The organism is Algoriphagus aquimarinus (genome assembly GCF_900112005.1).
Lineage (GTDB): Bacteria > Bacteroidota > Bacteroidia > Cytophagales > Cyclobacteriaceae > Algoriphagus > Algoriphagus aquimarinus.
The window spans coordinates 341,091-366,894 of record NZ_FOKK01000004.1 but is presented as its reverse complement, the minus strand read 5'-3'; the positions used below and the strand labels follow the sequence as shown (position 1 = coordinate 366,894).

At 39.3% G+C, this 25,804-nt stretch carries 29 protein-coding genes and 2 tRNA genes; 23 read left to right on the top strand and 8 right to left on the bottom strand.

Annotation, left to right across the window (positions count from 1 at the left end):
• The first annotated feature begins 1 nt into the window (after position 1).
• Positions 2 to 343 carry a hypothetical protein gene (locus BM291_RS07500; protein ID WP_092895886.1) on the top strand — a complete coding sequence of 114 codons (342 nt, stop codon included), beginning with the start codon at positions 2 to 4 and terminating at the stop codon, positions 341 to 343.
• A gap of 35 nt (positions 344 to 378) precedes the next feature.
• Positions 379 to 723, top strand: coding sequence for a hypothetical protein (locus BM291_RS07495; protein ID WP_092895884.1), 345 nt, complete (start codon positions 379 to 381; stop codon positions 721 to 723).
• Between the two features lie 172 nt (positions 724 to 895).
• Here BM291_RS07495 and BM291_RS07490 read toward each other — a convergent pair whose 3' ends face one another.
• The 3 genes from BM291_RS07490 to BM291_RS07480 all read right to left on the bottom strand — a co-directional run bounded on the left by BM291_RS07490 (position 896) and on the right by BM291_RS07480 (position 3,657).
• A complete protein-coding gene (locus BM291_RS07490) occupies positions 896 to 2,272 on the bottom strand; it encodes a carboxylesterase family protein (RefSeq protein WP_092895882.1) in 1,377 nt (458 codons plus the stop codon).
• Positions 2,265 to 2,756 (bottom strand): GyrI-like domain-containing protein, encoded by a 492-nt coding sequence (locus BM291_RS07485; RefSeq protein ID WP_092895880.1) that lies wholly within the window; start codon positions 2,754 to 2,756, stop codon positions 2,265 to 2,267. The genes BM291_RS07490 and BM291_RS07485 overlap by 8 nt, the downstream gene beginning before the upstream one ends.
• A 241-nt stretch (positions 2,757 to 2,997) precedes the next feature.
• Positions 2,998 to 3,657, bottom strand: coding sequence for an SGNH/GDSL hydrolase family protein (locus BM291_RS07480; protein WP_092895878.1), 660 nt, complete (start codon positions 3,655 to 3,657; stop codon positions 2,998 to 3,000).
• Between the two features lie 194 nt (positions 3,658 to 3,851).
• On the opposite strand from BM291_RS07480, the gene BM291_RS07475 reads away from it, so the two are divergent.
• From BM291_RS07475 to BM291_RS07465, 3 genes are all read left to right on the top strand, one after another.
• Complete coding sequence (locus BM291_RS07475) at positions 3,852 to 5,246, top strand: DEAD/DEAH box helicase (protein ID WP_092895876.1); 1,395 nt, start codon at positions 3,852 to 3,854, stop codon at positions 5,244 to 5,246.
• A 77-nt stretch (positions 5,247 to 5,323) separates the two neighbouring features.
• Complete coding sequence (locus BM291_RS07470) at positions 5,324 to 6,160, top strand: N-acetylmuramidase domain-containing protein (RefSeq protein ID WP_092895874.1); 837 nt, start codon at positions 5,324 to 5,326, stop codon at positions 6,158 to 6,160.
• A complete protein-coding gene (locus BM291_RS07465; RefSeq protein ID WP_092895872.1) occupies positions 6,157 to 6,603 on the top strand; it encodes a DinB family protein in 447 nt (148 codons plus the stop codon). The genes BM291_RS07470 and BM291_RS07465 overlap by 4 nt, the downstream gene beginning before the upstream one ends.
• Positions 6,604 to 6,638: 35 nt before the next feature.
• Here BM291_RS07465 and BM291_RS22500 read toward each other — a convergent pair whose 3' ends face one another.
• Positions 6,639 to 6,731 carry a hypothetical protein gene (locus tag BM291_RS22500; RefSeq protein WP_139229061.1) on the bottom strand — a complete coding sequence of 31 codons (93 nt, stop codon included), beginning with the start codon at positions 6,729 to 6,731 and terminating at the stop codon, positions 6,639 to 6,641.
• Positions 6,732 to 6,788: 57 nt separating this feature from the next.
• Here BM291_RS22500 and BM291_RS07460 point away from each other — a divergent pair, with 57 nt between their 5' ends.
• Positions 6,789 to 7,961 carry a hypothetical protein gene (locus BM291_RS07460; protein WP_092895870.1) on the top strand — a complete coding sequence of 391 codons (1,173 nt, stop codon included), beginning with the start codon at positions 6,789 to 6,791 and terminating at the stop codon, positions 7,959 to 7,961.
• 86 nt (positions 7,962 to 8,047) lie between these two features.
• Here the strand turns inward: BM291_RS07460 and serA are convergent, their stop codons facing one another.
• Positions 8,048 to 9,940: a phosphoglycerate dehydrogenase gene (gene serA, locus BM291_RS07455; protein ID WP_092895868.1), complete on the bottom strand. Its 1,893-nt coding sequence runs from the start codon at positions 9,938 to 9,940 to the stop codon at positions 8,048 to 8,050.
• 224 nt (positions 9,941 to 10,164) lie between these two features.
• Here serA and BM291_RS07450 point away from each other — a divergent pair, with 224 nt between their 5' ends.
• The 3 genes from BM291_RS07450 (at position 10,165) to BM291_RS07440 (ending at position 11,339) form a co-directional block, all read left to right on the top strand.
• Entirely contained in the window at positions 10,165 to 10,683 is a 519-nt protein-coding gene (locus BM291_RS07450; protein ID WP_092895866.1) for a DUF4920 domain-containing protein, read from the top strand.
• A gap of 1 nt (position 10,684) precedes the next feature.
• The gene (locus tag BM291_RS07445; RefSeq protein ID WP_092895864.1) at positions 10,685 to 10,891 is read left to right on the top strand and encodes a hypothetical protein; all 207 of its coding nucleotides are present in this window, start codon (positions 10,685 to 10,687) and stop codon (positions 10,889 to 10,891) included.
• 73 nt (positions 10,892 to 10,964) lie between these two features.
• The gene (locus tag BM291_RS07440) at positions 10,965 to 11,339 is read left to right on the top strand and encodes a DUF983 domain-containing protein (RefSeq protein WP_092895862.1); all 375 of its coding nucleotides are present in this window, start codon (positions 10,965 to 10,967) and stop codon (positions 11,337 to 11,339) included.
• Here the strand turns inward: BM291_RS07440 and BM291_RS07435 are convergent.
• A complete protein-coding gene (locus BM291_RS07435) occupies positions 11,333 to 12,871 on the bottom strand; it encodes a BCCT family transporter (protein ID WP_092895860.1) in 1,539 nt (512 codons plus the stop codon). The genes BM291_RS07440 and BM291_RS07435 overlap by 7 nt on opposite strands.
• 82 nt (positions 12,872 to 12,953) lie before the next feature.
• Here BM291_RS07435 and BM291_RS07430 point away from each other — a divergent pair, with 82 nt between their 5' ends.
• The 6 genes from BM291_RS07430 to BM291_RS07405 all read left to right on the top strand — a co-directional run bounded on the left by BM291_RS07430 (position 12,954) and on the right by BM291_RS07405 (position 18,914).
• Positions 12,954 to 13,334 carry a DoxX family protein gene (locus BM291_RS07430; RefSeq protein WP_092895858.1) on the top strand — a complete coding sequence of 127 codons (381 nt, stop codon included), beginning with the start codon at positions 12,954 to 12,956 and terminating at the stop codon, positions 13,332 to 13,334.
• A 126-nt stretch (positions 13,335 to 13,460) separates the two neighbouring features.
• The gene (locus BM291_RS07425) at positions 13,461 to 14,138 is read left to right on the top strand and encodes a TetR/AcrR family transcriptional regulator (protein WP_092895857.1); all 678 of its coding nucleotides are present in this window, start codon (positions 13,461 to 13,463) and stop codon (positions 14,136 to 14,138) included.
• A 19-nt stretch (positions 14,139 to 14,157) separates the two neighbouring features.
• Positions 14,158 to 15,840: a peptidase domain-containing ABC transporter gene (locus BM291_RS07420; protein ID WP_092895970.1), complete on the top strand. Its 1,683-nt coding sequence runs from the start codon at positions 14,158 to 14,160 to the stop codon at positions 15,838 to 15,840.
• A gap of 4 nt (positions 15,841 to 15,844) precedes the next feature.
• Positions 15,845 to 17,200: an HlyD family secretion protein gene (locus tag BM291_RS07415; protein ID WP_092895856.1), complete on the top strand. Its 1,356-nt coding sequence runs from the start codon at positions 15,845 to 15,847 to the stop codon at positions 17,198 to 17,200.
• Entirely contained in the window at positions 17,197 to 18,585 is a 1,389-nt protein-coding gene (locus tag BM291_RS07410) for a TolC family protein (RefSeq protein ID WP_092895854.1), read from the top strand. Before BM291_RS07415 ends, BM291_RS07410 begins: the two co-directional genes overlap by 4 nt.
• Positions 18,586 to 18,629: 44 nt before the next feature.
• Positions 18,630 to 18,914, top strand: coding sequence for a DUF1330 domain-containing protein (locus tag BM291_RS07405; RefSeq protein WP_092895852.1), 285 nt, complete (start codon positions 18,630 to 18,632; stop codon positions 18,912 to 18,914).
• 68 nt (positions 18,915 to 18,982) lie between these two features.
• On the opposite strand, the gene BM291_RS07400 is transcribed toward BM291_RS07405, so the two are convergent.
• Positions 18,983 to 19,618, bottom strand: a complete 636-nt coding sequence (locus BM291_RS07400; protein ID WP_092895850.1) for a peroxiredoxin — start codon at positions 19,616 to 19,618, stop codon at positions 18,983 to 18,985.
• A 182-nt stretch (positions 19,619 to 19,800) separates the two neighbouring features.
• On the opposite strand from BM291_RS07400, the gene BM291_RS07395 reads away from it, so the two are divergent.
• From BM291_RS07395 to BM291_RS07370, 6 genes are all read left to right on the top strand, one after another.
• Complete coding sequence (locus tag BM291_RS07395; RefSeq protein WP_092895848.1) at positions 19,801 to 20,133, top strand: arsenosugar biosynthesis-associated peroxidase-like protein; 333 nt, start codon at positions 19,801 to 19,803, stop codon at positions 20,131 to 20,133.
• Positions 20,133 to 21,185 (top strand): arsenosugar biosynthesis radical SAM (seleno)protein ArsS, encoded by a 1,053-nt coding sequence (arsS, locus tag BM291_RS07390; RefSeq protein WP_092895846.1) that lies wholly within the window; start codon positions 20,133 to 20,135, stop codon positions 21,183 to 21,185. The genes BM291_RS07395 and arsS overlap by 1 nt, the downstream gene beginning before the upstream one ends.
• A 1-nt stretch (position 21,186) precedes the next feature.
• The gene (locus BM291_RS07385) at positions 21,187 to 21,780 is read left to right on the top strand and encodes a TIGR04282 family arsenosugar biosynthesis glycosyltransferase (RefSeq protein ID WP_092895844.1); all 594 of its coding nucleotides are present in this window, start codon (positions 21,187 to 21,189) and stop codon (positions 21,778 to 21,780) included.
• A gap of 148 nt (positions 21,781 to 21,928) precedes the next feature.
• Complete coding sequence (locus tag BM291_RS07380; RefSeq protein ID WP_139229059.1) at positions 21,929 to 22,516, top strand: DUF6134 family protein; 588 nt, start codon at positions 21,929 to 21,931, stop codon at positions 22,514 to 22,516.
• Positions 22,509 to 23,237: a TIGR04283 family arsenosugar biosynthesis glycosyltransferase gene (locus BM291_RS07375; protein ID WP_092895840.1), complete on the top strand. Its 729-nt coding sequence runs from the start codon at positions 22,509 to 22,511 to the stop codon at positions 23,235 to 23,237. The genes BM291_RS07380 and BM291_RS07375 overlap by 8 nt, the downstream gene beginning before the upstream one ends.
• Positions 23,234 to 24,295: a VOC family protein gene (locus BM291_RS07370; RefSeq protein ID WP_092895838.1), complete on the top strand. Its 1,062-nt coding sequence runs from the start codon at positions 23,234 to 23,236 to the stop codon at positions 24,293 to 24,295. The genes BM291_RS07375 and BM291_RS07370 overlap by 4 nt, the downstream gene beginning before the upstream one ends.
• A 7-nt stretch (positions 24,296 to 24,302) precedes the next feature.
• Here the strand turns inward: BM291_RS07370 and gap are convergent, their stop codons facing one another.
• Complete coding sequence (gene gap, locus BM291_RS07365; protein ID WP_092895836.1) at positions 24,303 to 25,313, bottom strand: type I glyceraldehyde-3-phosphate dehydrogenase; 1,011 nt, start codon at positions 25,311 to 25,313, stop codon at positions 24,303 to 24,305.
• 190 nt (positions 25,314 to 25,503) lie between these two features.
• Here gap and BM291_RS07360 point away from each other — a divergent pair.
• A tRNA-Glu gene (locus tag BM291_RS07360) sits at positions 25,504 to 25,575 on the top strand.
• Between the two features lie 54 nt (positions 25,576 to 25,629).
• Positions 25,630 to 25,701: transfer RNA gene (locus tag BM291_RS07355), tRNA-Glu, on the top strand.
• Positions 25,702 to 25,804: the final 103 nt, after the last annotated feature.

The window sequence follows — 25,804 nt, the reverse complement described above, 5'->3', positions numbered from 1 at the left end:
TATGAAATATTATTTAGCCTTTACAATCTTACTTTTACTTTCTCTCCAAAGTTGTCAAGATGATAATATTCCATTAAATCAATTAGAATTCTACTGGGATCAAACTAGCTGTGGAGATCCATGGGATGCAAATAGTAAAAACACTGATAGTGAAATTAAAAGAGCCGTTGAAGGATATCTGAATAAGGAAGGTGTTTTGGGAGCAAAAGTCATTTCCATTACCAACGATGGGCCGCTGATAGTTTGTGCAGCATGTTCTTGTACGACAGGAAACCGGATTTATGTGACAATTCCTCTTGACCAGAAAGGTAAAATGATTGCATTGGGATTTCAAGAAGCCTAATACCAAGTCTATTTGGCTTTTGAAAAAGAACTATTATGAAATATTATTTAGCCTTTACAATCTTACTTTTACTTTCTCTCCAAAGTTGTCAAGATGATAATATTCCATTAAATCAATTAGAATTCTACTGGGATCAAACCGGCTGTGCTGATCCATGGAGCACAAGTGCCAATAACTCTAATGATGAAACACAAAAAGCTGTTGAGGATTACTTAAGAAATGAAGGAGTAATGGGTGCTAAAGTCTTATCGATCACTGGAGACGGTACTGGCCAAGATTGCTATGCATGTTCTTGTACGACAGGAAATAGAATTAATGTGGCAGTCCCTCTCAACCAGAAAAGTAAAATGCTTGCACTTGGATTTAAGGAATCCAAATAGATGAATTTAGAGGAAGATTTTCCGATAATTTTAAGCTCGTGCTTTAAGAATATGTCAGTCCGAGCGGAGTTGAGGACAATGTAATCTTGCCTTCGACTTCGCTCAGGCAGACATGGATCTATATAGTCAACAAAAAACTACTACTTACGACTTACCACTTTTTACACCATAATCACTCTTTCCTTTGCGAAAATAGCCATGGCCATAAGTCAGGTTCGGTACTCACCTGATACCAAATGTTATGTCCTTCATTTTGGTATTCTGTGTATTTAGGGTTTTTTCCAGTAACTCTCATTGCGTCGATCATATCTCTGGATCCGCTTACAGGCACATTTTCATCTTTTTTCCCATGAAAAGCCCAGACCGCGACACCCGTAATCTCAGAAGCTAGAGTTGTGTCTCCTTCACCACAGACGGGAATGGCTGCAGCAAATAAATCCGGTCTTTTCGTGATAAAATGCCATGTACCATACCCGCCACGGGAAACTCCAGTGATATATCTTCGGTTGGTATCTATATTTTCTTCCGAATCCAGAGACTCTATCGCTTCAAATACTAATTCATCAATCACAGGAGTGTTTGGAACGCCGCCCCAGCCTTTACCTTCTGGACAGAAGGGGACAAAAATGTATGCAGGGTATTTTATTCGATTTACATTTTCGGACAGAATCTGTGCTGCCCCTGCTTCATAGTCGCTATAAGGAAGAGAAATCACTAGCGGGTACGCTATCGTAGGATCCATTTGAACTGGCTTTAGAAGGAGGTAATGTAGGCTGTCTCCCTGATTCCCTACGTATATCCTTTCGTCAAATAGCTCTACCAGCTGATCTGTTTTATCCTGATTCTTTCCTTGCCAATAAGCTTGGGAATAACTTTCGCTAATGAAGGGAATGCCTATAGCTAGAAAAGCTATTACGGAGACAATCCCAAAAATCCCATAGCCATACTCAGCAGCTTTAGATTTAGAATTGACTTTGGATTTCAATTCCTCGCGGAAATTAAGTACTAAAAGAAGTGGAATTAGAGTTGAACTAAGCGATATCCATTTGGAGGTTTTTTCTAATGCAGAAAGGATTTGGAAGTCTTGCGTACCAGGTCCAGCAAAGGTGATCATCAAGAGAAAACCACTTGAAATCAGAATTAGGATACCTGCAATTTTTAGCCATTTTCTTTCTGATGAATTAGTAAAAGCTAAGGCATAGCCGAAGAGAATTGAGGTTACTAACATGATCACTACAACCTGGAAGTAATACTGTTCATATTTCTGCTCTACTATCATCATATATAGTACAGCCATTTGCAGTAAGCTACCTACAGCGGAAAGTAAGAGAGTTACTAAAGCAGGCTTATACTCTTTATAATTAAAATACTTTGACAGAATGGCTACTCCAGCAAAATAGATGACATTTAGAAGTATTAGCCAGGGAATGAAAAAGTCTTGGAAAAATATGCGGTTCCCAAGCACCAAGTAAACTGTACCCTGAAAAAGACCTGAAATCACGGATAAAACCATGATAAACACAGCAAAATTATAGTCGCTTTTATTCATCGCTTTTTGGCTTTATCGGAATCCAAAATTCCTCTTCAGAATCCGGGTCATTGTTTTTATACTTTTCTCCCATCAATGCAAAATGTGGCCTAAGGTCAAGTTCATAAGAGGAGCTGGGAATCCAGCTTCCAATGATATACTGATACATCGCGGGAGCTTCATTATCAGTTCCAGTAAAAGTGAAAACGGCATAAAGGCCAGATGGAATGATGAGCTTTTCCATTCCATCTGGAATAGTTTCCAGATCAGTCACTTTTACTGCCGCCCATTTATCGAAAACAGTTGCAGGGTTAAAAGAATCGAAATAGGAGAGGGAATCATAAACTTCCACTGAATACAAGTCATTCACAATGCTATTTAGTATTTCCTTTTTCCTTGGCATAAAAGACTTCCAAAGCTGCTGAACCTGGTTGTTCAGGAAATTCATTCTCACTTTTTTGCCAATGAGTTTAGTTTCTGGAAGGGACGTTATGCTTGGAGTCATGGTGTTTTTATTGATTATTAAAGTAGGCCATTGTGTTCTGGGAGGATAACACAGAGAGCGCAGTGTTTAATCTGTAGTAGCTTGTGTAACCTGGCAAATCATCCACGTGATCAGTTTCCACTTCGAATCAAATCATTCTTAAAAAACAAAAACTCATTGAAAAGAAATGGGGGTAGGGGATTTAAACTTGTTCTCCTTATTAATTTCTTCTTCGTTAATTTTCACCCCTAGATTCCTATCTCTACTCCATGCCTAGGCTCTTTTCAAGAAAGCTATTTATGGCTTCACTAAGCTTCTTGTACCCGTCTGCTGAGTAATGAACGTCATTTGATCCTTTACCGTAATCCTTATGAATTTTCACAGACTCTTCGTAGATATCATTTACTAGGACTTTGTGTTTTTCCATAATTGCCTTTGCAGCCTCATTGTACTTTTGCACATCATCTGTGAATCTACCTTCTTCCTCAGGTGGTACATAGGTAGTGGTCACAAAGATTAATTTGGCATCAGTTTTTGCCTTGATAGCAGTTACTAATAAGTCTAGGTTTGCAGCGTACTCATCCACTGTATAGGTCACCTTTCCATTTACTTTATCTCGCATTCCGTATGCTTTGGCATCTGGATGTCTGTAGGCCAGATCCCATAGCCCCCAATTAAATTGAACTACATCCCAATCTTTATTGCCGAGCCATTTATCAATTTGCTTGAGCCCAGTGCCTGTATGTTGGGCATTGCTAGGATTGTGTTTTACCTGTGCTTTACCTTCAAAATGATCTTTGACGAAGGGTGTATAGCCGATCGATATGGAATCGCCTATTATCAATATCCGCGGTTCTCTCAGGCTAAAAGCGCTTGAGAATAAGAATAAAAGCAATACTAAGCCTAAAATAGTCTTGTTCATTCTTGAAGATAATTAGCTGAATTGGTCTTTCCCAATTGCAGTAGAGAGCTTTTGATTCATTTGAAAAATATCAAAATAACTCGTGTTTATGTCTTGGAAATCCCAACTATTTGTGTTTCTGTACAAATCGGGGCTATATTTGGGCTGGCGTAAAAGTTAGCGCCTGCTTTTTACAATACTTCACTCACCACATTTTGGACTTCTCATCATTTAATTTCGAAACCTCGCTTCAGGAAGGACTGGACGCAATGGGTTTTGAAAAACCAACTCCAATCCAAGAAAAGGCCATTCCGGTCATCATGGAAAATAAGGATCTTATCGCTTGTGCCCAGACGGGAACAGGTAAGACCGCCGCTTTTATACTTCCTATACTTAATAAAATAAGCAAGAACGGAACGAGCACTTTGAATACACTTATTCTGGCGCCAACCCGGGAACTTGCTATTCAGATTGATCAACAAATCCAGGGTTTTGCCTATTTCTTAGGTATTAGCTCTATTCCAATTTATGGAGGAGGAGATGGGATCGTCTGGGAGCAACAAAAGAAAGCCCTGGAAACAGGTGCTGAAATCATCGTTGCTACACCGGGACGTCTGATCGCTTTGCTAGCAGGTGGTAAAATCGATCTTTCTACGCTAGAACATTTGATTCTAGATGAGGCTGATCGTATGATGGATATGGGATTCTCGGATGATATTCTTAAAATCGTCAATTACCTTCCTAAGAATCGTCAGACAGTTCTTTTCTCAGCTACCATGCCTCCTAAAATCAGGCAGTTTAGCATGAAGTTTCTCAATAATCCAGCTGAAATATCCATCGCTTTGGGTAAGACTGCTAAAGGAGTAACTCAAGCCATGTATTCTGTGTACGATACGCAGAAGGAAGAATTGGTTAGAAATATACTTTCTCAGAAAGCTTACGAGGCTGTTATCATTTTTGCTTCTACGAAGGATAAAGTGAAATCCCTTTTCAAGGTGTTGAGAAAGCAATTCGATATTGAAGCTTTTCACTCAGATTTGGAGCAAGTAGAGCGTGAGAAGATTATGTCTGCTTTCAAAAATAAATCAGTGAAAATCCTGATAGGTACAGATATCATTTCACGTGGTATAGATGTAGTGGGTATAGAATTGGTAATCAATTATGATACGCCATCTGACCCGGAAGATTATGTCCACAGAGTTGGTCGTACAGCACGTGCAGATGCAAAGGGTGAAGCGATTACTTTCGTGAATCCTAAGGATCAGTATAAGTTTGATAATATAGAGAAGTTGATCGGGATGAAAATCACCCAGAATCCACTTCCAGAAGGTTTTGAAACAGGCCCTACTTACACTGGAACTGCAGAGAAAGGCAAGTCCGACTACGGGTCAAAAAAGAAGCCTTCATTCAATAAGAACAAGAAGCCAAGTTCAGGAGGTAATAGAAAGCCTTTCCCTAAAAGAGAGAATTCTGGAAATGAAGCTCCTAAAGAGGTTCAACAAAAGCCAGTTGAGGTTAAGAAACCTACTGAGGTTAAAGCTCAGTCTGAGCCTAGGGAGGTTAAGCCTAGCAAATATGGTATGCGAAAAAATGTCGTTGATCCTGATTAATTGATCAACTAAGAAATTGCTATTACGAAGTACTTCAATTACATTGAAGTACTTTTTATTTTTAAACCTTTTTAGCAATGCAATACATAAAACTCAGATCAAGAGGTTCATCTGTTTCATTTTTACAGGAACTTCTTGGAAAACTAGGTTACGAAACTCCGTCTTCAGGCTATTTTGGAGTTGAAACCGATGTGGCAGTTAAAGACTTCCAATCGAAAAATCAGCTTGTCGTAGATGGAGAGGTAGGAATTAAAACTTGGACTTTGCTTTTTGACAAAACCAAGCCAGCGGATGTGCTTGGTGATGTGTTTCTCGGTGAGCAAGATCTCATTGATTTTGCCAAAAGGTATCAATTGGACCTTGTTGCGGTAAAAGCAGTAAATGAGGTAGAAAGCTCCGGTAAAGGTTTTTTGATTGATGGAAGACCTAAGATTTTATTTGAAGGCCATGTATTTTGGAGACAATTAAAAGCTAGAGGGATAAATCCTGAGGATTTTTCCAATCCTTCCAATGAAACTGTTTTATACAAGCAATTCAATAAAAAGCACTATTTAGGCGGGACGAGGGAATATGATCGTTTGGAGCAAGCAGCTTCTATCTCTTCCGATCCCAAATTCAGAGAAGCCGCGCTATCCTCAGCTTCTTGGGGAAGCTATCAGGTAATGGGTTTTCATGCAATTCCATTGGGGTATCCCTCTGTACAGCAATTTGTAGAGGAAATGTACAAGCATGAGAGAAATCACTTAGAAGTATTTGGGAGATACATTCTGAAAAACGGTTGTTTAGCCTATTTACAAGCTAAAAACTGGGCAAAATTTGCAGAATGCTACAATGGATCAGGATATGCACAGAATAAGTATGACCAGAAAATGGCTAAAGCTTATTTAAAGTTTTTAAATAATATCGAGTTATGATACTTAATGATTTAATAAGACTTTTTGAAAGGGATATGAAGCGAATGAAAGTGGAGATTGATGCTTATTCCAAAGAACAGAATTTGTGGAAAGTGGATCAAAAAATCACTAATTCAGCAGGGAATTTATGTTTACATCTGATCGGAAACATGTCCCACTTTGTAGGAAAAGAAATAGGCGGGTTTCACTATGTTAGAGATAGGGATTTTGAATTTGCTGGCAAAAATGTGCCCAAGGCTACATTGATTGAAATGATAGAAAAGCTGGAAAATGTGATCACAGCTAGTTTGGAAGGGTTAGATGAGGGTATGCTTGAAAAAGATTATCCTTTAGAGGTTTTTGGTGGCAAGATGTCCCACAATTACTTTCTAATCCATCTCTTGGGTCACTTCAGCTATCATCTAGGGCAAATAAATTACCACAGAAGATTGCTGGATAAATAAAGAAGTACTAAATTATTAGATAAAAATTCTGTGGACTACTTTTCCAGAGACAGGCTTTGTTTAGTCTTTTGGATTGCCCCTATGTTCTTAAGAATCTGTGTGATGTAGGCGAACCAACTATTGAATATTAGGCTCCTTTATCTTGCCGTATCTCTAATTTCTATTATCTAGAATTCCTTTCAATCATGAAAAACTCAGCTGTTTTTGTTTCCTTTTTATTAGCTGTTTTTTCATGTGCTCCTAAGAGCAATACCACTTCAATGGAACTTAATGAAAAGATTACTTTAGAAAAGTTGGACAGTGTTCAAATTAATCATCTAGGTAAGTATCAAGTGCATGATCTAGATCCGGTGTCTCAAACTGTTGTGTTCGTAGATCACTTTGACGTTAGTTCAGAGGATATTTTACTGGCAAAATTCGATGGGTCAATAATCAATTCATTTTCCAAATTAGGTGATGTACCTGATGGTTATGGGGTCTTAATGAGTTCAATAAGGCTTACAGGTGAAAATCAAATTATGGTATTTGGAGGTAAAGGCTTTATAACGTACGATTTTGATGGAAACCTAATAATGCGTGTGAAGGCAATAGATTTCCAACCGCTTAATTCTAAACCATTTGGTATGGGGCTAGGTATTGAAAAAATAGGACAGCGGTATTTATATGTGAATCAAGATCTTCCTGATAATAGGAGTTTTTCGGATAAGGAGATTTATGATGAAATGTATTTATTGAAGTGGTGGTCTCCAACTACAGGAGAGCAAGAGTCCTTTGCCCAATTTCCGGAAAGTAGTATTTACAGAAGTGGAAAATACTTTTACCCCAATTCTTGGGCTCCTGCGTACAGCATTTCTGATGATAAGATCTATGCGGCATTTGGATTGGAACCAGTAATCAATGTTTTCGATACCAATCCACCTTATTCTCTACTTTCCAGTATTCCACTTGATCTTCCAGAATACCGCTACTTTGAAGGGAGGGATAAGTATTCAAGAGACTTAAATTTTTTCTTTTTAAGCGTAGTTACTTCAGGAAGAATATTAAACATTAAGAAAGTTGATGGGTACTTCTTGGTGGCTTATATCCAAGGATATAGCTCTGCAGATATAGAAATGCGAATGGCAAAAAAATCTGAAGAGGAAACTATAGATTTCAATAACAGAATGGATGAGAATTATCCAGTACACCTTGCTATTCTCGATTCACTCGGCAAATTAGTAAATGATATTGTTCCTAATGGTTTAGAGGCTCAAAGTATGTTAATAAGAAATGGCGAACTTTGGATGCAAGAAACTCCAGATAAAGAAGTGGAGCAGGATTACTTTAGACTTTTTCGGGTGGGGTTGAAATTAGATTAAAAAGGTGCTTTAGGTCATTCAATTCTTAATGAACCAAAAAAGTCCCGCATCAACGGGACTTTTTTGGTTCTAGGAATTCTTAATTCCTAATAAAGTACTCTAAAGCGGATAGTGCCTGGAATGTGTTTCAATGCATCAATTGCTTCAGGTGAATATGCTTTATCTATATCAGTGATCACATATCCAATTTTCTCGTTGGTCTTGAGATATTGCCCTACGATGTTGATCTCGAAGTTGGCTAAAATCTGATTAATTTTTGCTAATACTCCAGGTTCATTCATGTGAATGTGAATGAGTCTATGTGCATTCTGCAAGAATGGCAACTGAATATTCGGGAAGTTTACAGAGTTGTAGGTATTGCCTGTATTGATGTATTCCATGATTTTACCAGGAACAAATCGTGCAATGTTCTCTTGTGCTTCGGAGGTGCTACCACCGATATGAGGAGTCAGAATCGTATTTGGAAGTCCAATAAGTTCAGATTCCAAGGGCTCGGTATTGTTCTTCGGTTCTTCAGGAAACACATCCACAGCACAGCCGGCAAGATGTCCGGAAAGGATGGCGTCTCTTAGGGCTGGGATCTCCACCACATGGCCACGGCTTAGATTGAGCAGAATTGCCCCCTTTTTCATCAAGGCAATTTTCGATCTGTCTAATATGTTTTCGTTCTCTTTCCTACCATCCACATGAAGAGTGATGACATCGCAAGTGCTTAGCAGCTCATCCAAACTGTCGATTTTTGTTGCATTTCCAAGTGCCAGACGCTCAATTACATCATAATAGAAAACGTTCATTCCCATGTTTTCAGCAAGAACTGAAAGCTGAGCACCTATATTTCCATATCCAATAATTCCCAATTTTTTGCCTCTGATTTCAAAGCTTCCGCTTGCAGATTTGTCCCATTTGCTCTGGTGCAATGCGGCAGTTTTATCTGCAAAACCTCTCATCAGGAAAATGATCTCAGCGATAGCCATTTCCACCACAGATCTTGTGTTGCTGAAAGGCGCATTGAATACTGCAATGCCTTTTTCCTGACAAGCTTCCAAATCGATCTGATTGGTTCCGATACAAAATGCACCTACCGCGATCAGTCTATTGGCATTATCCAATACCTTCTTAGTGACATTGGTTTTCGAACGAATTCCTAGAATGGAAACAGTTTTGATTTTCTCGCAGAGTTCCTCTTCTGACATGGCAGAGCTTACGACTTCTACTTCGTAGCCTTCTTCATTGAGTAGATCGACACCGATTTGGTGGACGTTTTCAAGGAGCAATACCTTGATTCTGCTTTTCGGGTAAGAGAATTTCGTGTTCAAATTATTGACGTATAGGATTTCATCCAAACTTGGCGCAATATGATCTGCCTCTTTGGTTACTTTAGGACGGTTTACATTTTCAGTAAATGCATAAAACTTATTGGCTAGGCCTGACTTCTTGATTTCATAATCTGTGTAGCCGTCGCCGATCACATAGATTTCGCCTTCAAGATTGATTTTTTTAATTGTTTCCGCTTTGCCATTATTCTGAGAAAGTGGGTTGTCATGATTGAAATCTACAATATTATCCGACTCATCGTACACAAATTCATTTGCAAAGACATTGTGATGATGAATACCATAATCCGCTACGATAGGAATGATGAAATCCTTAAAACCATTGGAGACGATGTAAATATTATCCGCATTGTCTTGAAGGAATTCTTTGTTCCGTTCGAAAGACTTGGAAACTTTTTGCTTCAATGCAGCAATCAGATCAGTAATCTGTCCTTTATTGGCTTTTAGGATAGCTATTCGTTGGATCAAACTGTCACGAAAGGTCACATTGCCTTCCATGCCCTTATCAGTAATATCCTTGATGGCTTTTAATTTTAAGTCTCTTTCTGGATCATTGAGAAGACTGATTTCACCCAGAATATCGAGGGCTTCTACTTGAGTGAACGTACTGTCAAAATCAATAATGAACTTAGTCGGATGAGGCATGTGCAGGGTCAATAGGTTAATTCTTCTGTAAAATTACAGGATTGTTAAAAAAATCGAAGTTTTATTGAAAAAATTGTTTCAATTCTTTTTCGCAATCGATCTTTTCGCAATAAATAGGGGAAATAGGCAGGAATTTCGAATTAGTATAAGTTTGCCAAACATTCAGGGTTTTCTTTTACTCTCCGATTCAAAAGCGTATTTTTGGGCATAAATCTTCATATTCTATGAAAAATTCTCATTTAGTTATACTTGCTCTTGGTGTTGCACTAACTACTGCCTGCCAAAATCAGAAGTCTGAAACAGTTCTGGCAGAAGTAGGAACAGAAGTAAGTGCTTCCGATTCTATTCCTGGTGGTTACGGTGCTAGTCTAGACGTGTCAGGGGTAGTTTCTCCAGCCGAAATGGTTCTTGTGGTAGAGAAGGAAGGGAATTTTGAAGGAAAGATTTCTGGAGAGATTAAAGAAGTATGTACAAAAAAAGGCTGTTGGTTAACCATGGAGCTCCCTAATGGAGAGAACATGCGAGTGACTTTCAAGGATTATGAATTTTTCGTTCCCACGACTTCGCAGGGATATCCTATTATTTTGGAAGGAATAGCTGTTTTGACAGAAACGGATGTAGAAACTCTGAGACATTATGCTGAGGACGGTGGAATGAGCAAAGAGGAAGTTGCTAAAATCACTGAGCCTAAACGAGAGATTACTTTTGAAGCAGTTGGTGTGGTTATTAAAGATAAAGCCTAATATGCCGATAGCGCTTGACAACCTTCGGATAGGGAGAAAATATCAGTTGGTCAACATGGGTGAAATCAGACAGGTGGAGATTATCGACCGTTTGAGAGGTTCCAATTTCAAAGTAAAGGATCTTGATACCCTTGAATTCTACACCATTGAGGAGCTACTTCAGTGGGGCAAAGGCAAGGATTACGATATCGATGAGATTTTTCGATAGAAGTTAAACTCCTACCATTCACTTTTTTTAGGTGCCGTCGTATCCTAGAATTTATTCCTATAAACTAGACGAAATGAGTAATAAAAGTACAGTTAAGGCTATTCTTGGAGCAAAATGTCCTCAGTGTCATGAAGGAGATTTATTTTCAGTTCCTGTAAATAGCTATCGCAAATTATCCGATGTCAATAAATCTTGCTCTGAATGTGGAGCTAATTTTCATGCAGAACCGGATTTCTTCTATGGAGCAATGTACGTCAGCTATGGTTTTTCGGTAGCCTTAGTTATTACGACCATGGTGGCTTTGAATGTGTTGATGGAAAAGCCTGAACTTTGGATGTACCTTACTACTGTAGCGTTGTCGAATATTCTCTTAATGCCTTTGATGCTTCGGTATTCTAAAGTATTGTATCTCTATAATGTGGGCAAATTGAAATATCGAGGTTATTGATTTTTCAAATATTTTTTAGGTGAAATAAGTAGTAAAAGAAGGCATACTGATACTAGAAGTAAGAAAAATAAAGCTGGTAAACCGCCTATTACAGAAAGAATCCGCACCCCATCGATTCCTGAGTAAGTGATCATTATCCAAGAAAGAAAACCGATCAGCACGCCCCAAATTACTTTCAAATTGGTGTCTGAGCGAAAAGGATCTCCATCTTGCTTTTTCATGCTTATGCTTGCCAGCGCATCTGTGCTGGAATCTGCTGCTGTCACATAGGATAAGAAAATGCCAAGAATGAATAGCTGGGCAAATACCTTGAAGTATCCCATATCGTCAAAAACCTTGTAAATAATGGATTCTGGGCCTGAATTTAGAAAAAGGTCTTTGTAGCTATCAGGATTAACTGAGGCAAAATCTAGGGTAGTTCCTCCAAAAATCCCCATCCAAACCAGACAAAAAAGTGCAGGTAAAAACCAGTTTACCAAGAGAAATTCCCGTACTGTTCTGCCCACAGCAATTTTGCCAAGAAACAAGGCCGTCATTGGCGCCCAAGCCATCCACATCGCGAAATTGAATGTAGACCAATCGTAAGTCCAGCTGTTACCTGCACCACTTAGTTGCAGGCTTAGATCTGTGAAATTTGAAAAGTATTGATTGAAACCAGTCAGTATAGAGTCGAGTATTTTCCCTTTTTCTCCTAGTATCACAAATAGAAATGCAATCAGAAAGAAGAAGCCTAGATTGAAAAGTGAGAGATTTTTGATTCCTTTTTCTATTCCCGTAGAAGCTGAGATAATGAAGGTGACCAAGATGCCAAGCGTGATCAATCCTGTGAGAAATGTTGGATTTATATCGGGAAAGAAAGCCAGAAACCCACCAGAAAGACTCAAAATTCCTGCTCCAAGTGCTGCAGCCATACCAGTCACCAAAGCGAAGAGGCTAAACATGTCCAAGCCTGTTTCCCAAAAGCGATGAGGTGTATTGCCTATCATCGGTCTGAGCATGATTCCAAGGCTAAAACGACTTTTTCCAGAATAGTACATCAACGCAAAAACTAAGGCTGGTACGGCATAAATGGCATAAGGAGTAAATCCCCAGTGGAAGTATAGTGCGCCTAAAGCAAAGGACTTAGCCTGCTCTGAATTGGATTCAAAGCCTTTGAATTCTGGAGGAAATAGAAAATGGGAGAGTGGCTCAGCGCTTCCCCAAAACAAGATGCCAACTGCGATAGTTGTACAAAGAACAATCGCAAACCAGCTGATTCTATTTAATCTAGGGAGAGCTGATTCGCCACCGATTCTATAATTACCTAAGGGAGAAAAGAAAACTGCAATAGTAAGCAGGGTCATAGCAAATGACAGCCAGCTAAAGCCAATTGAGAAGTTGGTAAGTATGCTCTGCTGTATATCTCTAATAAAATCTATAAAGGAATCAGGAAAGAAAATACTGCTAAATACAGCTAAAATTAGAAGTATAAATGGTGGCCAGAATACCCAGGGGCGAACATTAAATCTGAAGAATGCAGTGTTTTTTGCCATGGAATGAGTAAGATACCGGAATTTAAAGTTCTTCAAAAGTAGCATTGAAACTCTTTCAAAATATGACTCATACGACCAAGTGATGAAAAAACTTAAAATAGTTGGGCTTTACTTTATGTCAGCATTATACATCCTTGCTGGTATAAATCATTTCATAAGCCCAGAGGGATATCTCCGCCTCATTCCAGAATACTTTCCTGCGCACGAGCTAATAAATATTTTGGCAGGAATTTGCGAAGTAGCATTTGGAATCGCCTTGCTATTTCCAAAGACTAGAGGATTGGCATCATGGGGCATTATATTGATGTTACTAGCTTTTATCCCAGCCCATATTTACTTTATCCAGCTCAATTCTTGCATTGAAAATGGAATTTGTCTACCTCCTTGGACAGGTTGGTTTCGATTGCTAATCATTCATCCAGTTTTGATTGCTTGGGCTTATCTATACACACGTGAAATTTAATTGAAGTATATGCGTGTAGGCCAGAATTATATACTTCTTACTTTCTGTTAGTAATACTAACTATTTGAAGGATTTGTTAACATTTCACTGACTTATGCGTTTCAAAGGAGGTTACAAGACTCTTTTATGGAAAACTTAGTGAATAATATGAAGATGGAGGTGCATGACAACCTTTATCTAAAAGAACCTTTCAGCTCAGAGTTGGGTAGCTCCATAGTACAGAATGGAGCTGTGCTCATTCAGGATTTAGGTATGGAGAATTTTACCTTTAAGAAGCTAGCTGTAACAGTGGGAGTGACTGAAGCGGCAGTTTACCGCTACTTTGAAAACAAACATATGTTATTACTTTATCTTACAGCTTGGTATTGGGCGTGGATGGAAGTAAATTATGTTTATTCTACTGCAAATCTTGAAAGCAGCAAAGCGCGCTTATCCATTGCAATGAGACTCATTGTAAATGGACCAGTATTCACCAAGAATGTTCATATAAGTCCCTCAGATTTGCGAAACATAGTAGTGAATGAATCATTGAAAGGATACCTGACCAAAACCGTAGATACAGAACATAAAAACGGAATTTTTGCTCAAGTATATAGTTTTGGAGAGCGAATTTCTGATTTGATATTTGAAATAAACCCTACTTATCCTTATCCAAAAACCTTGGCATATACTATCATGGAGTCCAGTTTACTTCATGCATTTAATGCTAAGCATCTACCAGATATGACCGAACAATCGCTAGACTCGGAAAATCGTCTCGTCTTTTTCGAAGATCTCATAATAAAGGCAATCTCAAATGCATAATTCCAAGACAATTACTCCAATGAAGCGATTTTTCAATCTGCTGAAAGAGGAAAAGGATCAGGTGTATTCAATCTACTTTTATGCCATTTTAAATGGTTTGGTAGCGTTGTCTCTACCTCTGGGAATACAGGCTATTTTGAATTTCGTCCTAGGAGGTAGGATTACCACTTCTTGGGTGGTTTTAGTTATTATAGTCGCTGCAGGTATTGCTTTTGGTGGTTTTCTTCAGATCTCCCAGTTGCAAATCACAGAAAAACTACAGCAAAGGATATTTGCCAAGGCTGGACTTTCTTTAGCCTACAGACTTCCGAAAATTAAATCTGAGCTATTTCACGGGACCTATGCACCAGAGATTGTCAACCGGTTTTTCGATACTGTAAATCTTCAAAAGGGGGTTTCAAAGATTTTGGTGGAGTACTCCACTGCATTGATTCAGGTGATTTTCGGTTTGATTCTTTTGTCGTTTTATCATGCGACTTTTATCCTCTTTGGGATAGTTCTGGTGCTTATACTAGTGACGATATTCTATTTCACCAGTCCCAAAGGCATGTCCACTGCGATGAAAGAATCTACGCATAAATACGAGACAGCATATTGGTTAGAAGAGATTGGACGTACCATAAATACCTTTAAACTGGTTGGAGGGAATTCAAAACTGCCAATTCTGCGTGTAGACAAACTTCTCACACGCTATGTGGAATTTAGAACACACCACTTTTCAGTACTAGTTTTTCAGTATAAAGTCTTGATTGGCTTTAAGGTATTAATTGTGACCAGTCTTTTGATTGCAGGCAGTTTACTACTGATCAATGGACAAATCAGTATTGGTCAATTTGTAGCTGCAGAAGTAATTATCGTGATGGTGGTGAATGCTGTGGAAAAATTGATCATCTCATTGGAAACTGTATATGATACGCTGGTGGCTTCTGAGAAACTTGGTCAGATCATGGATATGGAGCTTGAGGATCACAATGAATCCGAAAAGGATATCACTAATCAGCAAAAGGGAATTAAACTGGCAATGGAAAATGTCATTTTTCAGCCTAGGGATGTCAGTAAGCCTATTTTGAAAGGAGTGACTCTAACTATTGAACCTGGTTCCAAAGCAGTAATCACAGGGAAAAGTGGAAGTGGGAAAAGTGCTATTCTAGCCCTTTTTTCAGGTTTATATGAAACCTATCAGGGCAAGGTAAAGATCAATGATCTCTCTTTGGAGATGATACACTTGGACAAGTACAGAAGTTCAATAGGGGATTGCATGGAGTTGCAACAGATCTTCCATGGAACCATAGGTGAGAATATTTTGGTGGGTAGAGACATAGAGCCCAAACAAATGGAGTTTCTCCTTGAATTGGTAGGACTCAAGGACTTTGTGTATCAGTTACCGGAGGATTTGAATACCATACTTCTGCCCGAAGGTAGAGGACTTTCAAGAAAGATGGCTCAGGCGATTATGTTGGCCAGAGCTTTTGTGGGTGAACCTCAGGCCATGATCCTAGAGAATTCGCTTCAACACCTTGATAAGGAGATAAAAGATCGAGTTAAGAATTATTTGTTTGGTGGAAAGTGGACACTAGCGATGGTGACTCAAGATGTAGAAGTGATCAAGCAAGCTAGTCAGGTAATCGTGATGGATAATGGCGAGCTTATTTTCCAAGGAGATCAGGCAGGATATCAGAAATTTTTAACGCTCAACTCATAAGACTATGTTAAACATCTCTGAAAATAAAATCAAAGATAGAAGGCCATTTGAGCAATCAGAAAGTCTTAAAATGACCTTGGCGAGTGAGCAGAAGAAAAGACGGGTAAGAATCCTTTTTGTGTCCTGCTGCATTTTATTTTTAATGCTTTTTCTTCCTTGGACACAGTATATACGATCTCAGGGCTATGTCACTATGCTTCAGCCTCAGCACAGAGCACAGACTATTCATTCTGTAATAGCTGGAAGAATTGATAAATGGTATGTGAATGAAGGAGCTTTTGTAAGCAAGGGAGACACTATAGTCAGCATCACAGAAGTGAAAGATGAATACTTTGATTCATTACTGCTTCCAAGAACTCAGCTTCAAGTAGATGCAAAGAATCTATCCGCACTTTCCTACAAGGAAAAAGTAAAGGCCCTGGATAGTCAGATAGCTGCGCTGAAACGAAACAATATCCTGCGGAAGGAGCAAGCTAGAAACAAGCTCCAAATGGCTGAATTGCAGGTTCAGTCTGATAGTATACGATTTGAGCAAGCTAAAGTCAATTATGAAATTGGGATCAAGCAACTCGGAAGAGCAGAAAAGCTCTACGAAGAAGGCTTGCGATCGCTCACCGATTTGGAAACGAGAAGATTAAAGTTTCAAGAGGTACAGGCTAGCGTTATTGGCGCGGAGAATGGCTTGTTGAGTAGTAAAAATTCCTTCGTTTCTGCTCAATTGGAGTTAGATGCGATAGATAATGATTTCAAAGATAAGTTGGCTAAAGCCGAATCGGACATGTACACGGCTCAATCCAGCCAATACGATGCGGAAGGTTCTGCTTCGAAACTTGAGAATCAATACTCCAACTATGAAGCACGAACTGGGTTTAGGCATATTTTGGCTCCACAGGATGGATACATAGCTGAGGCAATTCAAGTAGGATTGGGTGAGACTATCAAGGAAGGTGATCAAATCGTAAATATCGTTCCGTCCAATGGTGAACTGGCTGTAGAGATGTATATCTCACCAGTAGATCTGCCTTTGATGGAAGTAGGCAAAAAGGTTCGATTCATCTTTGATGGATGGCCTGCAATTGTATTCTCAGGTTGGCCAAAGCTATCCAATGGTACATTTGGTGGCGTTATTGTCGCGATCGATCAATTCGCTGGCAAGAGTAATCAATTCAGAGTTTTAGTGGCTGAGGATCCAGAAGAGGCAGCCTGGCCAGAGGTTTTGCGTGTAGGATCTGGAGCTGATGGAATAGCCTTGCTGAATGACGTTCCTGTTTGGTATGAAATCTGGCGTCAGCTGAATGGATTCCCTGCAGATTACTACACTAGGATTCAGAAAGAAGACATAGCAAAAAGTAAGAAATGAAAAGAACTCTCTTTACACTCTTATTAATAGCGAGCGGTCTGAACCTTCAGGCTCAGGTACCAGATACCCTGTCATTTGAGACATATCTGGAATGGGTGAAAGCATATCATCCACTTTCTGCCCAGGCGGATATTATGCTTACCATGGGTGATATGGAAGTTCGCACGGCACGAGGTGGTTTTGATCCCTTACTTTATGGGAATTTGGACAAGAAAAGCTACGATGAAAAGACGTATTACGATAAGCGGGAAGCTGGAATCTCTATCCCAACATGGGCGGGAATCGAACTTAATGGAGCATTTGAGCAGAACTCAGGACAATATCTAAATCCTGAAAACTCGGTGCCATCAGGAGGTCTATTGTCAGCAGGAGCATCTATAAACTTGGGGCAAGGACTGATTTTGGATGATAGAAGAGCAGGACTACGTAAAGCACAGATTTATCAGCAGTCCACGGAATCGGAGCGAAAAAGCATGCTGAATGAATTGTATCTACAGGCAACTGACGCTTATTGGAATTGGTCCCTAGCATATGAAAACAAGTCTCTTTTAGTGGAAGGTGTACTCCTGGCAAAAATGAGATTTCAAGGAGTGAAAACCAGTTACGAGCAAGGAGATTTTCCAGCTATAGATACGGTGGAAGCAGCTTCACAACTGTTAAATAGGGAATACAATCTTCAGAAAGCCGAAAATGAGTTGTTTATTAGAACTCAGAATCTCAACAATTTTCTCTGGGATGAGTCAGGCAATCCTATTGCTTTGAATCAGGAGACTATTCCTGAAAAGTTATACACTGAACAAGCATTGATATTGAATGAGGAAGAATTGAGGGTATTGGTGGGGGGTCATCCTGAGTTAATGTTGGCAGATTATGAATTAGCCAGTCTCAATGTAGACAGGAGGCTCAAGGCTCAGCAGATTATCCCTGTCGTAAAACTCAAGTATAATTTCCTAACTGAGAATCTTAACCAATTTGATCAGGCAAGCTTCTTTGAGAATAATTACAAATGGGGGCTTACCGTTTATACTCCACTGATGTGGCGAAAAGCCAGAGGTGGGATGCGTTTGGCTGAAGCCAAAATTGATTTTAAGCAGAATTCCAGAGATTTGAAGGAACTTCAGCTTCGCACTAAGCTCGAAAATGAATTAAATGGCTGGAGTGCGGTAAATTCTCAGATCAATACGTATACACGAAATGTAGCCGCATTAGAAATGTTGCTACAAGGAGAAATAAGGAAATTTGAAATAGGAGAAAGTAGTTTGTTTTTAGTCAACAGTAGAGAGGTTTCTGTCTTCAGTTCCAAAATCACTTTGAATGAATTGCTTTCTAAGAGAAAGGTTTCCTTTGCCAAAACGAGATTTGCAGCCGGAGTTGGGTTTGATTGATCTCATATTTGATGTAAATTTATCTGTAACCAAAACTAGATTTTATGCCAGCTTTTGTAATAATAGAAGTAGATATCACAGATCAAGAAAAGTACAACGCTTACAAGGAACTGACTCCTGCGACAGTTTCAGCTTATGGCGGTAAGTTCGTGCTGAGAGGTAATCCTGTGAAAGTACTCGAAGGAGAATGGGATCATGAGCGCTTGGTAATGTTGAAATTTCCGACGAAGGAGAAAGCTGAGGCATGGTATAATTCGGAAGGATATCAGCATGCTAAGTCTGTGAGAGGGGGAGCTGCGAAAGCAAAGTTTCTATTGATTGAATCGTAACTAGTTTTAAAAATAGTTCATAAAAAAGGCTTCCAAGTGGAAGCCTTTTTTGATTGGATGTCAGCTAATTATAAATCTGGCTGTGGAGTCATCCTTAAGTATGGTTTGATCACCTTATGCCCTTTAGGGAATTTGGCCGCAATATCCTCTGTCTTGATTCCAGGAGATACGACTACATCTTCACCTTGCTTCCAGTTGGCTGGAGTGGCTACTGAATAATTTGCCGTCAATTGAAGTGAGTCTATTACTCTGAGCAACTCATCAAAGTTCCTTCCTGTGCTTGCTGGATAGGATATAATGAGTTTCACTTTCTTATCATTTCCAATAATAAACACAGAACGAACAGTGAAATTTTCGCTAGAATTAGGATGGATCATATCGTACAATTCTGATACTTTTCTGTCCTCATCACCGATTATTGGGAAATTCACCGTAGTGCCTTGTGTCTCATTGATGTCAGAGATCCAGCCTCTATGGTTTTCTACTCCATCTACACTGAGTGCAAGTACTTTCGTGTTGCGCTTAGCAAATTCATTCTTAAGCTTTGCTACAGCTCCTAGTTCTGTCGTACATACCGGAGTATAATCTGCTGGGTGGGAGAATAGAACTCCCCAGCCATCTCCTAAATACTCGTAAAAATCAATTTTACCTTCTGTGGTGTCGGCCGTAAAATTTGGGGCCGTGTCGCCTAGTCGTAATGCCATCTTGTTAATTGTTTAAAAGTTACTTTTTCAATACGTTGAATATAACGCTCAGCTATCCTTTCCGTTCGTGTTTTTCAAAATCTTTGTAAAAAAAATATGTAACCCAAACTCATCTTGGATAAGTGGAGTTGTAAGTCCATCGATAACTTTTACTTCGTACATAGACTAAAACCAAAGCTCCCATGAAAACATACTATAATCCAGAAGATCTTAAAAACTTCGGAAAGATCGCTGAATTTCAAAAACCACTTGCTGACAAGTTTTTTGATTATTACGGAGAAGTCTTTGCCGAAGGCGCACTTACAGCAAGGGAAAAATCCCTAATAGCCCTTGCAGTAGCCCATACGATTCAATGCCCATATTGCATAGATGCTTATACCACAGATACAATGGAGAAAGGTTGCGATGAGGAGCAGATGATGGAGGCCGTTCATGTGGCAGCTGCTATCAGAGGAGGTGCATCGCTGGTGCATGCTACTCAGATGATGAATAAAGCCAAAGAAATATCCATGTGATGAAATCACTAAAAGCGCAACATCATCGATTATCAAGTGCAAAAGAAGAAATTGGCATCTTAGAAAACCCAATACCTGGTTCAAAAGGGGATGGCTTTTCTACTTATCTAGATGAAATTGGTCTTTTTCCCCTGAAACCAACCCAATTGGACATTCTCCAGCTTAATCTGGGTAAAATGTGTAATCAGGTGTGTCAGCACTGCCATGTGGACGCTGGCCCAGATCGTAAGGAGATTATGACCAGAGATATCATGCAGCTATGTCTTGAGGTCATTAGGAATCATGAAATCAAGACTGTTGATCTGACAGGCGGAGCACCTGAAATGAACCCAGATTTCCGCTGGTTTGTAGAAGAGATACGCTCTATTGATCCTGAAGTGACTATTATCGTGCGTTGCAACCTCACTATTATTTTGGCTAATCCTAAGTACCATGATTTGCCAGAGTTTTTCAAAAAGCATAGAATTGAAATAGCATCCTCTTTACCGTACTTCACATCAGCGAAAACTGATTCTCAGCGTGGAGATGGAGTTTTTGACAAATCAATCAAAGCCCTGAAGTTGCTTAACGAACAGGGATATGGAATGGAGGGATCTGGCTTAATTTTAAACTTAGTATATAATCCATCGGGTGCTTTTATGCCCGCAGCCCAAAGTGGTTTAGAATTGGAGTTTAAAAAGCGGCTTGCTGATAAATTTGGGATTACTTTCAATTCCTTGTTCACCATTACCAATCTTCCGATTAGTCGATTCCTTGAGTACTTGCTGAGAAGTGATAATTATGAAGCGTACATGGAAAAGCTGATCGCCAGTTTCAATCCTGTGGCAGCTGCCGGTGTAATGTGTAGAAACACGATATCTGTTGGATGGGATGGGTATTTATATGATTGTGATTTCAATCAAATGTTGGAACTAAAGGTGGCCACAAAAGATTCTCAGCATATTAAAGATTGGAATAAGGCTTCGCTACTGGGCAGAGAGATCATAGTGAAAAATCATTGCTTTGGTTGCACTGCAGGAGCTGGATCAAGTTGCGGAGGTACTACTATATAACATGAAATTCGGAATACTAATTTTTCAGAAAAATGCTGAGCTAGGTAAGGTAAAAACCAGACTTGCAGCTACTATTGGTGATCAAGGTGCTTTTGAGGCATATCAGCTATTGGTGAATTACACCCATAAAGTAGTGTCCCAATCGCCTTTTGAGAAAATCCTTTTTTATTCAAATCATCTCGAAGAAGATCGAGCTAAATATCCTGAAAACTATAGGTTTGAATTACAGTCAGGGGATGGTTTGGGTGATAAAATGGGCAATGCTTTTCAGCGTCTTTTCGAGGATAAATTTGATAGCCTGATAATAATAGGAACGGATTGTGCAGAGATATCACCGGAACTCATCGCAGAAGCATTTGAAAGATTAAAAGATAGCGACGTGGTCATAGGACCTGCTCATGATGGGGGATATTACCTGCTAGGTATGCGTAAGTTTATCCCCGGATTATTTGAGGGTATTCCTTGGAGTACTGATCAAGTGGCAACTTTGACCATGAACTATTTGGAGAAGCATCAGATCTCGTTTGATTTACTGCCTACACTTTCAGATGTGGATTTTGAAGAAGATTGGAATAAGTTTAAGCATAAACTTTAACCTTAATATTTCCTCTTTTCTTGGGTAAACTAAGGGAAACTCCCATCTTACTTCAGATTTGTTCGTTGAGAAAAAATATTAAATCATCCCCATTACTTCTTGCTAGAGATATATGTTGATAAAATTCTTAAAACCAGTTAGTTCGACCTTGATTGTCTTTTTGCTAGTGCTTGGGTCTAGCTTAAATAGCTTTGCTCAAACCAAAACTAATAACTATGACATTGTGCTTGCCGGGTTTACAATTGGCAGCATGCAGGCAGATAGGACTATTTCGCCAAAGGCTGAAGATTATCAGCTCCATAGTAAAGTGGAATTTTGGTTCTTCGGTAAAATCCATGTGGAATTTCTTCAAAACGTAAATTTTCAAAATGGCCAATTGATTAAGGCTACGACTAAGTCGGATTCTAATCGAGGTAACTTTGTGACTACGGTAAATTGGAACAAAGATCATTACGACGTAAATGCCAATTCCTATAAATTTCATAATGAGGAGTCTATTAAGCAGGCTATTTTTAGCACCCCCGCCAAACTATATTTCCATGAACCTAAACATGGTGACGAACTGATTTCTGAGAATTTCGGTATGCTCACTAAGGTGATAGAGCTAGAGAAAGGCGTGTATGAAATCGATGTGAATGGTAATACAAATACTTTTTATTATGAGGGAGGGGTTTTGCAAAAAGTAGTGCTAGAAAACAACCTCAAAAATTACTCGATAAAACGAAGAGTTGACTGAATCAAATAGGATTTCTGTAATAATCCCTTGTGTAGACGAGGAAGATAATTTGAAGGAACTAATACCCTATCTAGTAAAACATGGTGGTGGGTTAGTTTCAGAAATCATACTAGTTGACGGCGGCTCTATAGATAATTCTATTTCCCTTGCTAATTCCTTCGGAGCTCGAGTCCTACACTCATCGGTACGTAATAGAGCTAATCAATTAAATTTAGGTGCTCAAAGTGCAAAAGGCAATGTATTTTACTTTGTCCATGCCGATACTAGACCAATTAGAGATTTCGCCCAAGTGATACTGACCAATATGGCTGAGGGGAAACAAGTGGGATGCTTTCGCTATAAATTTGATATAGAAAATAGGCTTTTGAAATTCAACTCTTGGTTTACCCGTTTCAATGGCGTTTTATCAGGAGGAGGTGATCAAAGCCTATTTATAAAAAAAACATTTTTTGACTCCTTGGGAGGTTTTGATGAGTCCTTCTGCATAATGGAAGACTTTGAGCTGGTGAGGAGAATCCGACAAAATTCTGATTTTCATGTCCTTCCAGAGGAAATGACCGTTTCCTCTCGCAAGTATATAGAAAACAGTTGGGTGAAAGTGCAGCTGGCTAATCTTACGGCTTTTTCTCTTTTTTTGTTAAAAGTGAAGCCATCAAGGATCAAAAGTTTATATTTAAATTTTTTAAACAAAAGAACTAAAAGCATAACTGTAGTTGAATGAATCAAGCGACAATTAATGGTATCCAGCAAATAGGTATAGGAGTGAAAGATGCAAACCAGGCTTGGGCTTGGTACAGGAAAGCATTCAAGATGGATGTGCCAATCTTTCAGGATAGTGCTGAAGCTAAATTGATGATTCGCTATACTTCTGGAAAAGTAGAAAGCAGACACGCAATACTAGCCTTGAATATGCAAGGTGGTGGTGGATTTGAAATTTGGCAATACACGTCGAAGGTTCCTCTGGTAGCTGAGCAAGAACTTACCTGGAAAGACTTAGGCATTTTGGCTGTAAAAATGCGCTGTCATGATATCCAAAAGACCTACGATCACCTAAAAAGCGTAGGAGCTATTATGCTGGGTGAACCTGTGAAAAACCCATTGGGAATTTGGCATTTTTATGTGAAAGATCCTTACGGGAATACTTTTGAGCTGATTGAAAATGGCTCTTGGTTTAGTAAAAACAAAGATCTTACAGGAGGAGTATTAGGTGTAGTAATTGGCGTGTCATCCGTGGATGATGCACTGCCTGTTTACCAAAAGCACTTACTGCAAACTGACATTCTGTGCGATAAAACTGGCGTTTGGGAAGACTTTGTTCAGGTGGGAGAAGGAGCTACCGCATATCGAAGAGCAATCCTTCAAAGTTCATCTGAATTGACTGGAGCTTTTGGGAAATTGTTTTGCCAAACTCAGATCGAACTGATAGAAACACAAAGTCAACCAAGAAATAAAGCATTCGAAAATAGAAATTGGGGTGACTTGGGCTTTATTCACGTATGCTTTGATGTCAATGGAATGGGAGCAATCAAAGACAATCTTGCAAAAGATGGTATTCCATTGACAGTAGATAGTGGAAATGAGTTTGATATGGGTAAAGCCGCCGGTAGATTCTCTTACTTAGAAGATCCTGATGGCACGCTTATCGAAATGGTAGAGACTTTCAAGGTTCCTATCATGGAGAAATTAGGATGGTATTTGAACCTAGACAAAAGAAAAAGCACTAAAAACCTTCCGAACTTTATAGTTAAGCTTCTTTCTCTTAATCGGGTTAAAGGTTAATCACAATTTATTTTATAGAAATCAAGCGGGCTAGGTCGACCAAACGGTTGGCGTAGCCCGCTTCGTTGTCATACCAACCTACAAGTTTGATCATTTTTCCTTTTGCTGAAGTTAAAGCAGAATCAATGATACAGGAATGCGGATTTCCAATGATATCTATGGATACGATAGGAGAGTCCTCGACTTCGAGAAGTCCTTTTAAATAACCTGTACTAGCTTCTCTGAAGGCTGTGTTTATCTGATCTTCGGTAGCATCTAGCTTAAGTTCGACAATCATGTCAGTTAAGGAACCGTTTGGAACTGGTACTCTCATCGCAGAGGCTTCGATTTTTCCTGCCAACTCAGGCAAAATCTCATCTAAAGCTTTTCCAGCATTAGTCGTAGTGGGGATAATTGAATAGGCGGCTGCTCTAGCTCTTCTAAGGTCACGGTGAGGGGCGTCATGAAGGTTTTGGTCATTGGTATAAGAATGGACGGTTGAGGCAAAGCCTTTGACCACTCCGAAATTATCATCCAGAACTTTGACCATAGGGGCTAGGCAATTTGTAGTGCAGGAAGCATTGGAGACAATCTTCTCTTCGCCTGTCAAAATAGAGTCATTGACTCCCAAAACCACCATTTTGATAGTTGGATCTAGTGAAGGTGCAGAAATGATAACTTTTTTTGCGCCAGCAGTTAGATGTTTTTCAGCTCCTTTTCGATCTGTGAATCTCCCCGTACATTCGATTACTAAATCAATGTCTAAACTTTCCCAAGGAAGTTTCTCGGGGTCAGACTGCCCATAAAGTTGAATTTCGTGTGTATTGACTTTCAAGATCGAATCCTCAAGCCCAATTTTGCTTTCAGATTTACCATGAATGGAATCGTACTTGAGAAGGTGAGCTATTGACACTGGATCAGCCAAATCATTAATAGCCACGAGGGTTAATCCTTTATTTTCCAGAATAAGTTTAGCGGTATATCTTCCTATCCGCCCAAAACCGTTTATTGCAATTCTGATGTCTTTGGTTGGTTCCATGGGTAGTTTTCAAATTCGAAGTCAAAAATAGGAAAATCAGCTACAAACCTGCCAAAGAAAATTTTATTCCTTTTGGTTCAGCTTTTTAGCTCAAATAAAAAGAAATTTTCGAAGCCAAATTGGTTTTAAAAACTTAACCCTCTATATTTGCACAACCATTCAGAAAAGCAAGTTTTCTAAGGGTAATAATGGTCGGTTCGTCTAGGGGTTAGGACGTATCCCTTTCACGGATAAAACACGGGTTCGATTCCCGTACCGACTACTATCTTGCTGTTGTCCAGCGAGTTGCTTATTGATTCAAAAATTATTTCCCTATGGTCGGTTCGTCTAGGGGTTAGGACGTATCCCTTTCACGGATAAAACACGGGTTCGATTCCCGTACCGACTACTAAGACACTAAAGCTCAATCCCCGCTTTGTCTTAACAAATTTTTGTTTTATGGTTGTTAGTGGTTAAAGTGAACAAAATCCCGATCTGTGATCGGGTTTTTT

What these genes read in the sequence shown, in the direction of transcription:
- BM291_RS07405 (WP_092895852.1), top strand. Translation starts at nt 18,630, where the DNA reads ATGCCAGCTTTTGTAATAATAGAAGTAGATATCACAGATCAAGAAAAG.
- BM291_RS07370 (WP_092895838.1), top strand. Translation starts at nt 23,234, where the DNA reads ATGAATCAAGCGACAATTAATGGTATCCAGCAAATAGGTATAGGAGTG.
- arsS (WP_092895846.1), top strand. Translation starts at nt 20,133, where the DNA reads ATGAAATCACTAAAAGCGCAACATCATCGATTATCAAGTGCAAAAGAA.
- BM291_RS07440 (WP_092895862.1), top strand. Translation starts at nt 10,965, where the DNA reads ATGAGTAATAAAAGTACAGTTAAGGCTATTCTTGGAGCAAAATGTCCT.
- BM291_RS07385 (WP_092895844.1), top strand. Translation starts at nt 21,187, where the DNA reads ATGAAATTCGGAATACTAATTTTTCAGAAAAATGCTGAGCTAGGTAAG.
- BM291_RS07465 (WP_092895872.1), top strand. Translation starts at nt 6,157, where the DNA reads ATGATACTTAATGATTTAATAAGACTTTTTGAAAGGGATATGAAGCGA.
- BM291_RS07420 (WP_092895970.1), top strand. Translation starts at nt 14,158, where the DNA reads ATGAAGCGATTTTTCAATCTGCTGAAAGAGGAAAAGGATCAGGTGTAT.
- BM291_RS07400 (WP_092895850.1), bottom strand. Translation starts at nt 19,618, where the DNA reads ATGGCATTACGACTAGGCGACACGGCCCCAAATTTTACGGCCGACACC.
- BM291_RS07445 (WP_092895864.1), top strand. Translation starts at nt 10,685, where the DNA reads ATGCCGATAGCGCTTGACAACCTTCGGATAGGGAGAAAATATCAGTTG.
- BM291_RS07415 (WP_092895856.1), top strand. Translation starts at nt 15,845, where the DNA reads ATGTTAAACATCTCTGAAAATAAAATCAAAGATAGAAGGCCATTTGAG.
- BM291_RS07410 (WP_092895854.1), top strand. Translation starts at nt 17,197, where the DNA reads ATGAAAAGAACTCTCTTTACACTCTTATTAATAGCGAGCGGTCTGAAC.
- gap (WP_092895836.1), bottom strand. Translation starts at nt 25,313, where the DNA reads ATGGAACCAACCAAAGACATCAGAATTGCAATAAACGGTTTTGGGCGG.
- BM291_RS07495 (WP_092895884.1), top strand. Translation starts at nt 379, where the DNA reads ATGAAATATTATTTAGCCTTTACAATCTTACTTTTACTTTCTCTCCAA.
- BM291_RS07425 (WP_092895857.1), top strand. Translation starts at nt 13,461, where the DNA reads ATGGAAAACTTAGTGAATAATATGAAGATGGAGGTGCATGACAACCTT.
- BM291_RS07450 (WP_092895866.1), top strand. Translation starts at nt 10,165, where the DNA reads ATGAAAAATTCTCATTTAGTTATACTTGCTCTTGGTGTTGCACTAACT.
- BM291_RS07480 (WP_092895878.1), bottom strand. Translation starts at nt 3,657, where the DNA reads ATGAACAAGACTATTTTAGGCTTAGTATTGCTTTTATTCTTATTCTCA.
- BM291_RS07430 (WP_092895858.1), top strand. Translation starts at nt 12,954, where the DNA reads ATGAAAAAACTTAAAATAGTTGGGCTTTACTTTATGTCAGCATTATAC.
- BM291_RS07470 (WP_092895874.1), top strand. Translation starts at nt 5,324, where the DNA reads ATGCAATACATAAAACTCAGATCAAGAGGTTCATCTGTTTCATTTTTA.
- BM291_RS07395 (WP_092895848.1), top strand. Translation starts at nt 19,801, where the DNA reads ATGAAAACATACTATAATCCAGAAGATCTTAAAAACTTCGGAAAGATC.
- BM291_RS07500 (WP_092895886.1), top strand. Translation starts at nt 2, where the DNA reads ATGAAATATTATTTAGCCTTTACAATCTTACTTTTACTTTCTCTCCAA.
- BM291_RS07485 (WP_092895880.1), bottom strand. Translation starts at nt 2,756, where the DNA reads ATGACTCCAAGCATAACGTCCCTTCCAGAAACTAAACTCATTGGCAAA.
- serA (WP_092895868.1), bottom strand. Translation starts at nt 9,940, where the DNA reads ATGCCTCATCCGACTAAGTTCATTATTGATTTTGACAGTACGTTCACT.
- BM291_RS07490 (WP_092895882.1), bottom strand. Translation starts at nt 2,272, where the DNA reads ATGAATAAAAGCGACTATAATTTTGCTGTGTTTATCATGGTTTTATCC.
- BM291_RS07435 (WP_092895860.1), bottom strand. Translation starts at nt 12,871, where the DNA reads ATGGCAAAAAACACTGCATTCTTCAGATTTAATGTTCGCCCCTGGGTA.
- BM291_RS07460 (WP_092895870.1), top strand. Translation starts at nt 6,789, where the DNA reads ATGAAAAACTCAGCTGTTTTTGTTTCCTTTTTATTAGCTGTTTTTTCA.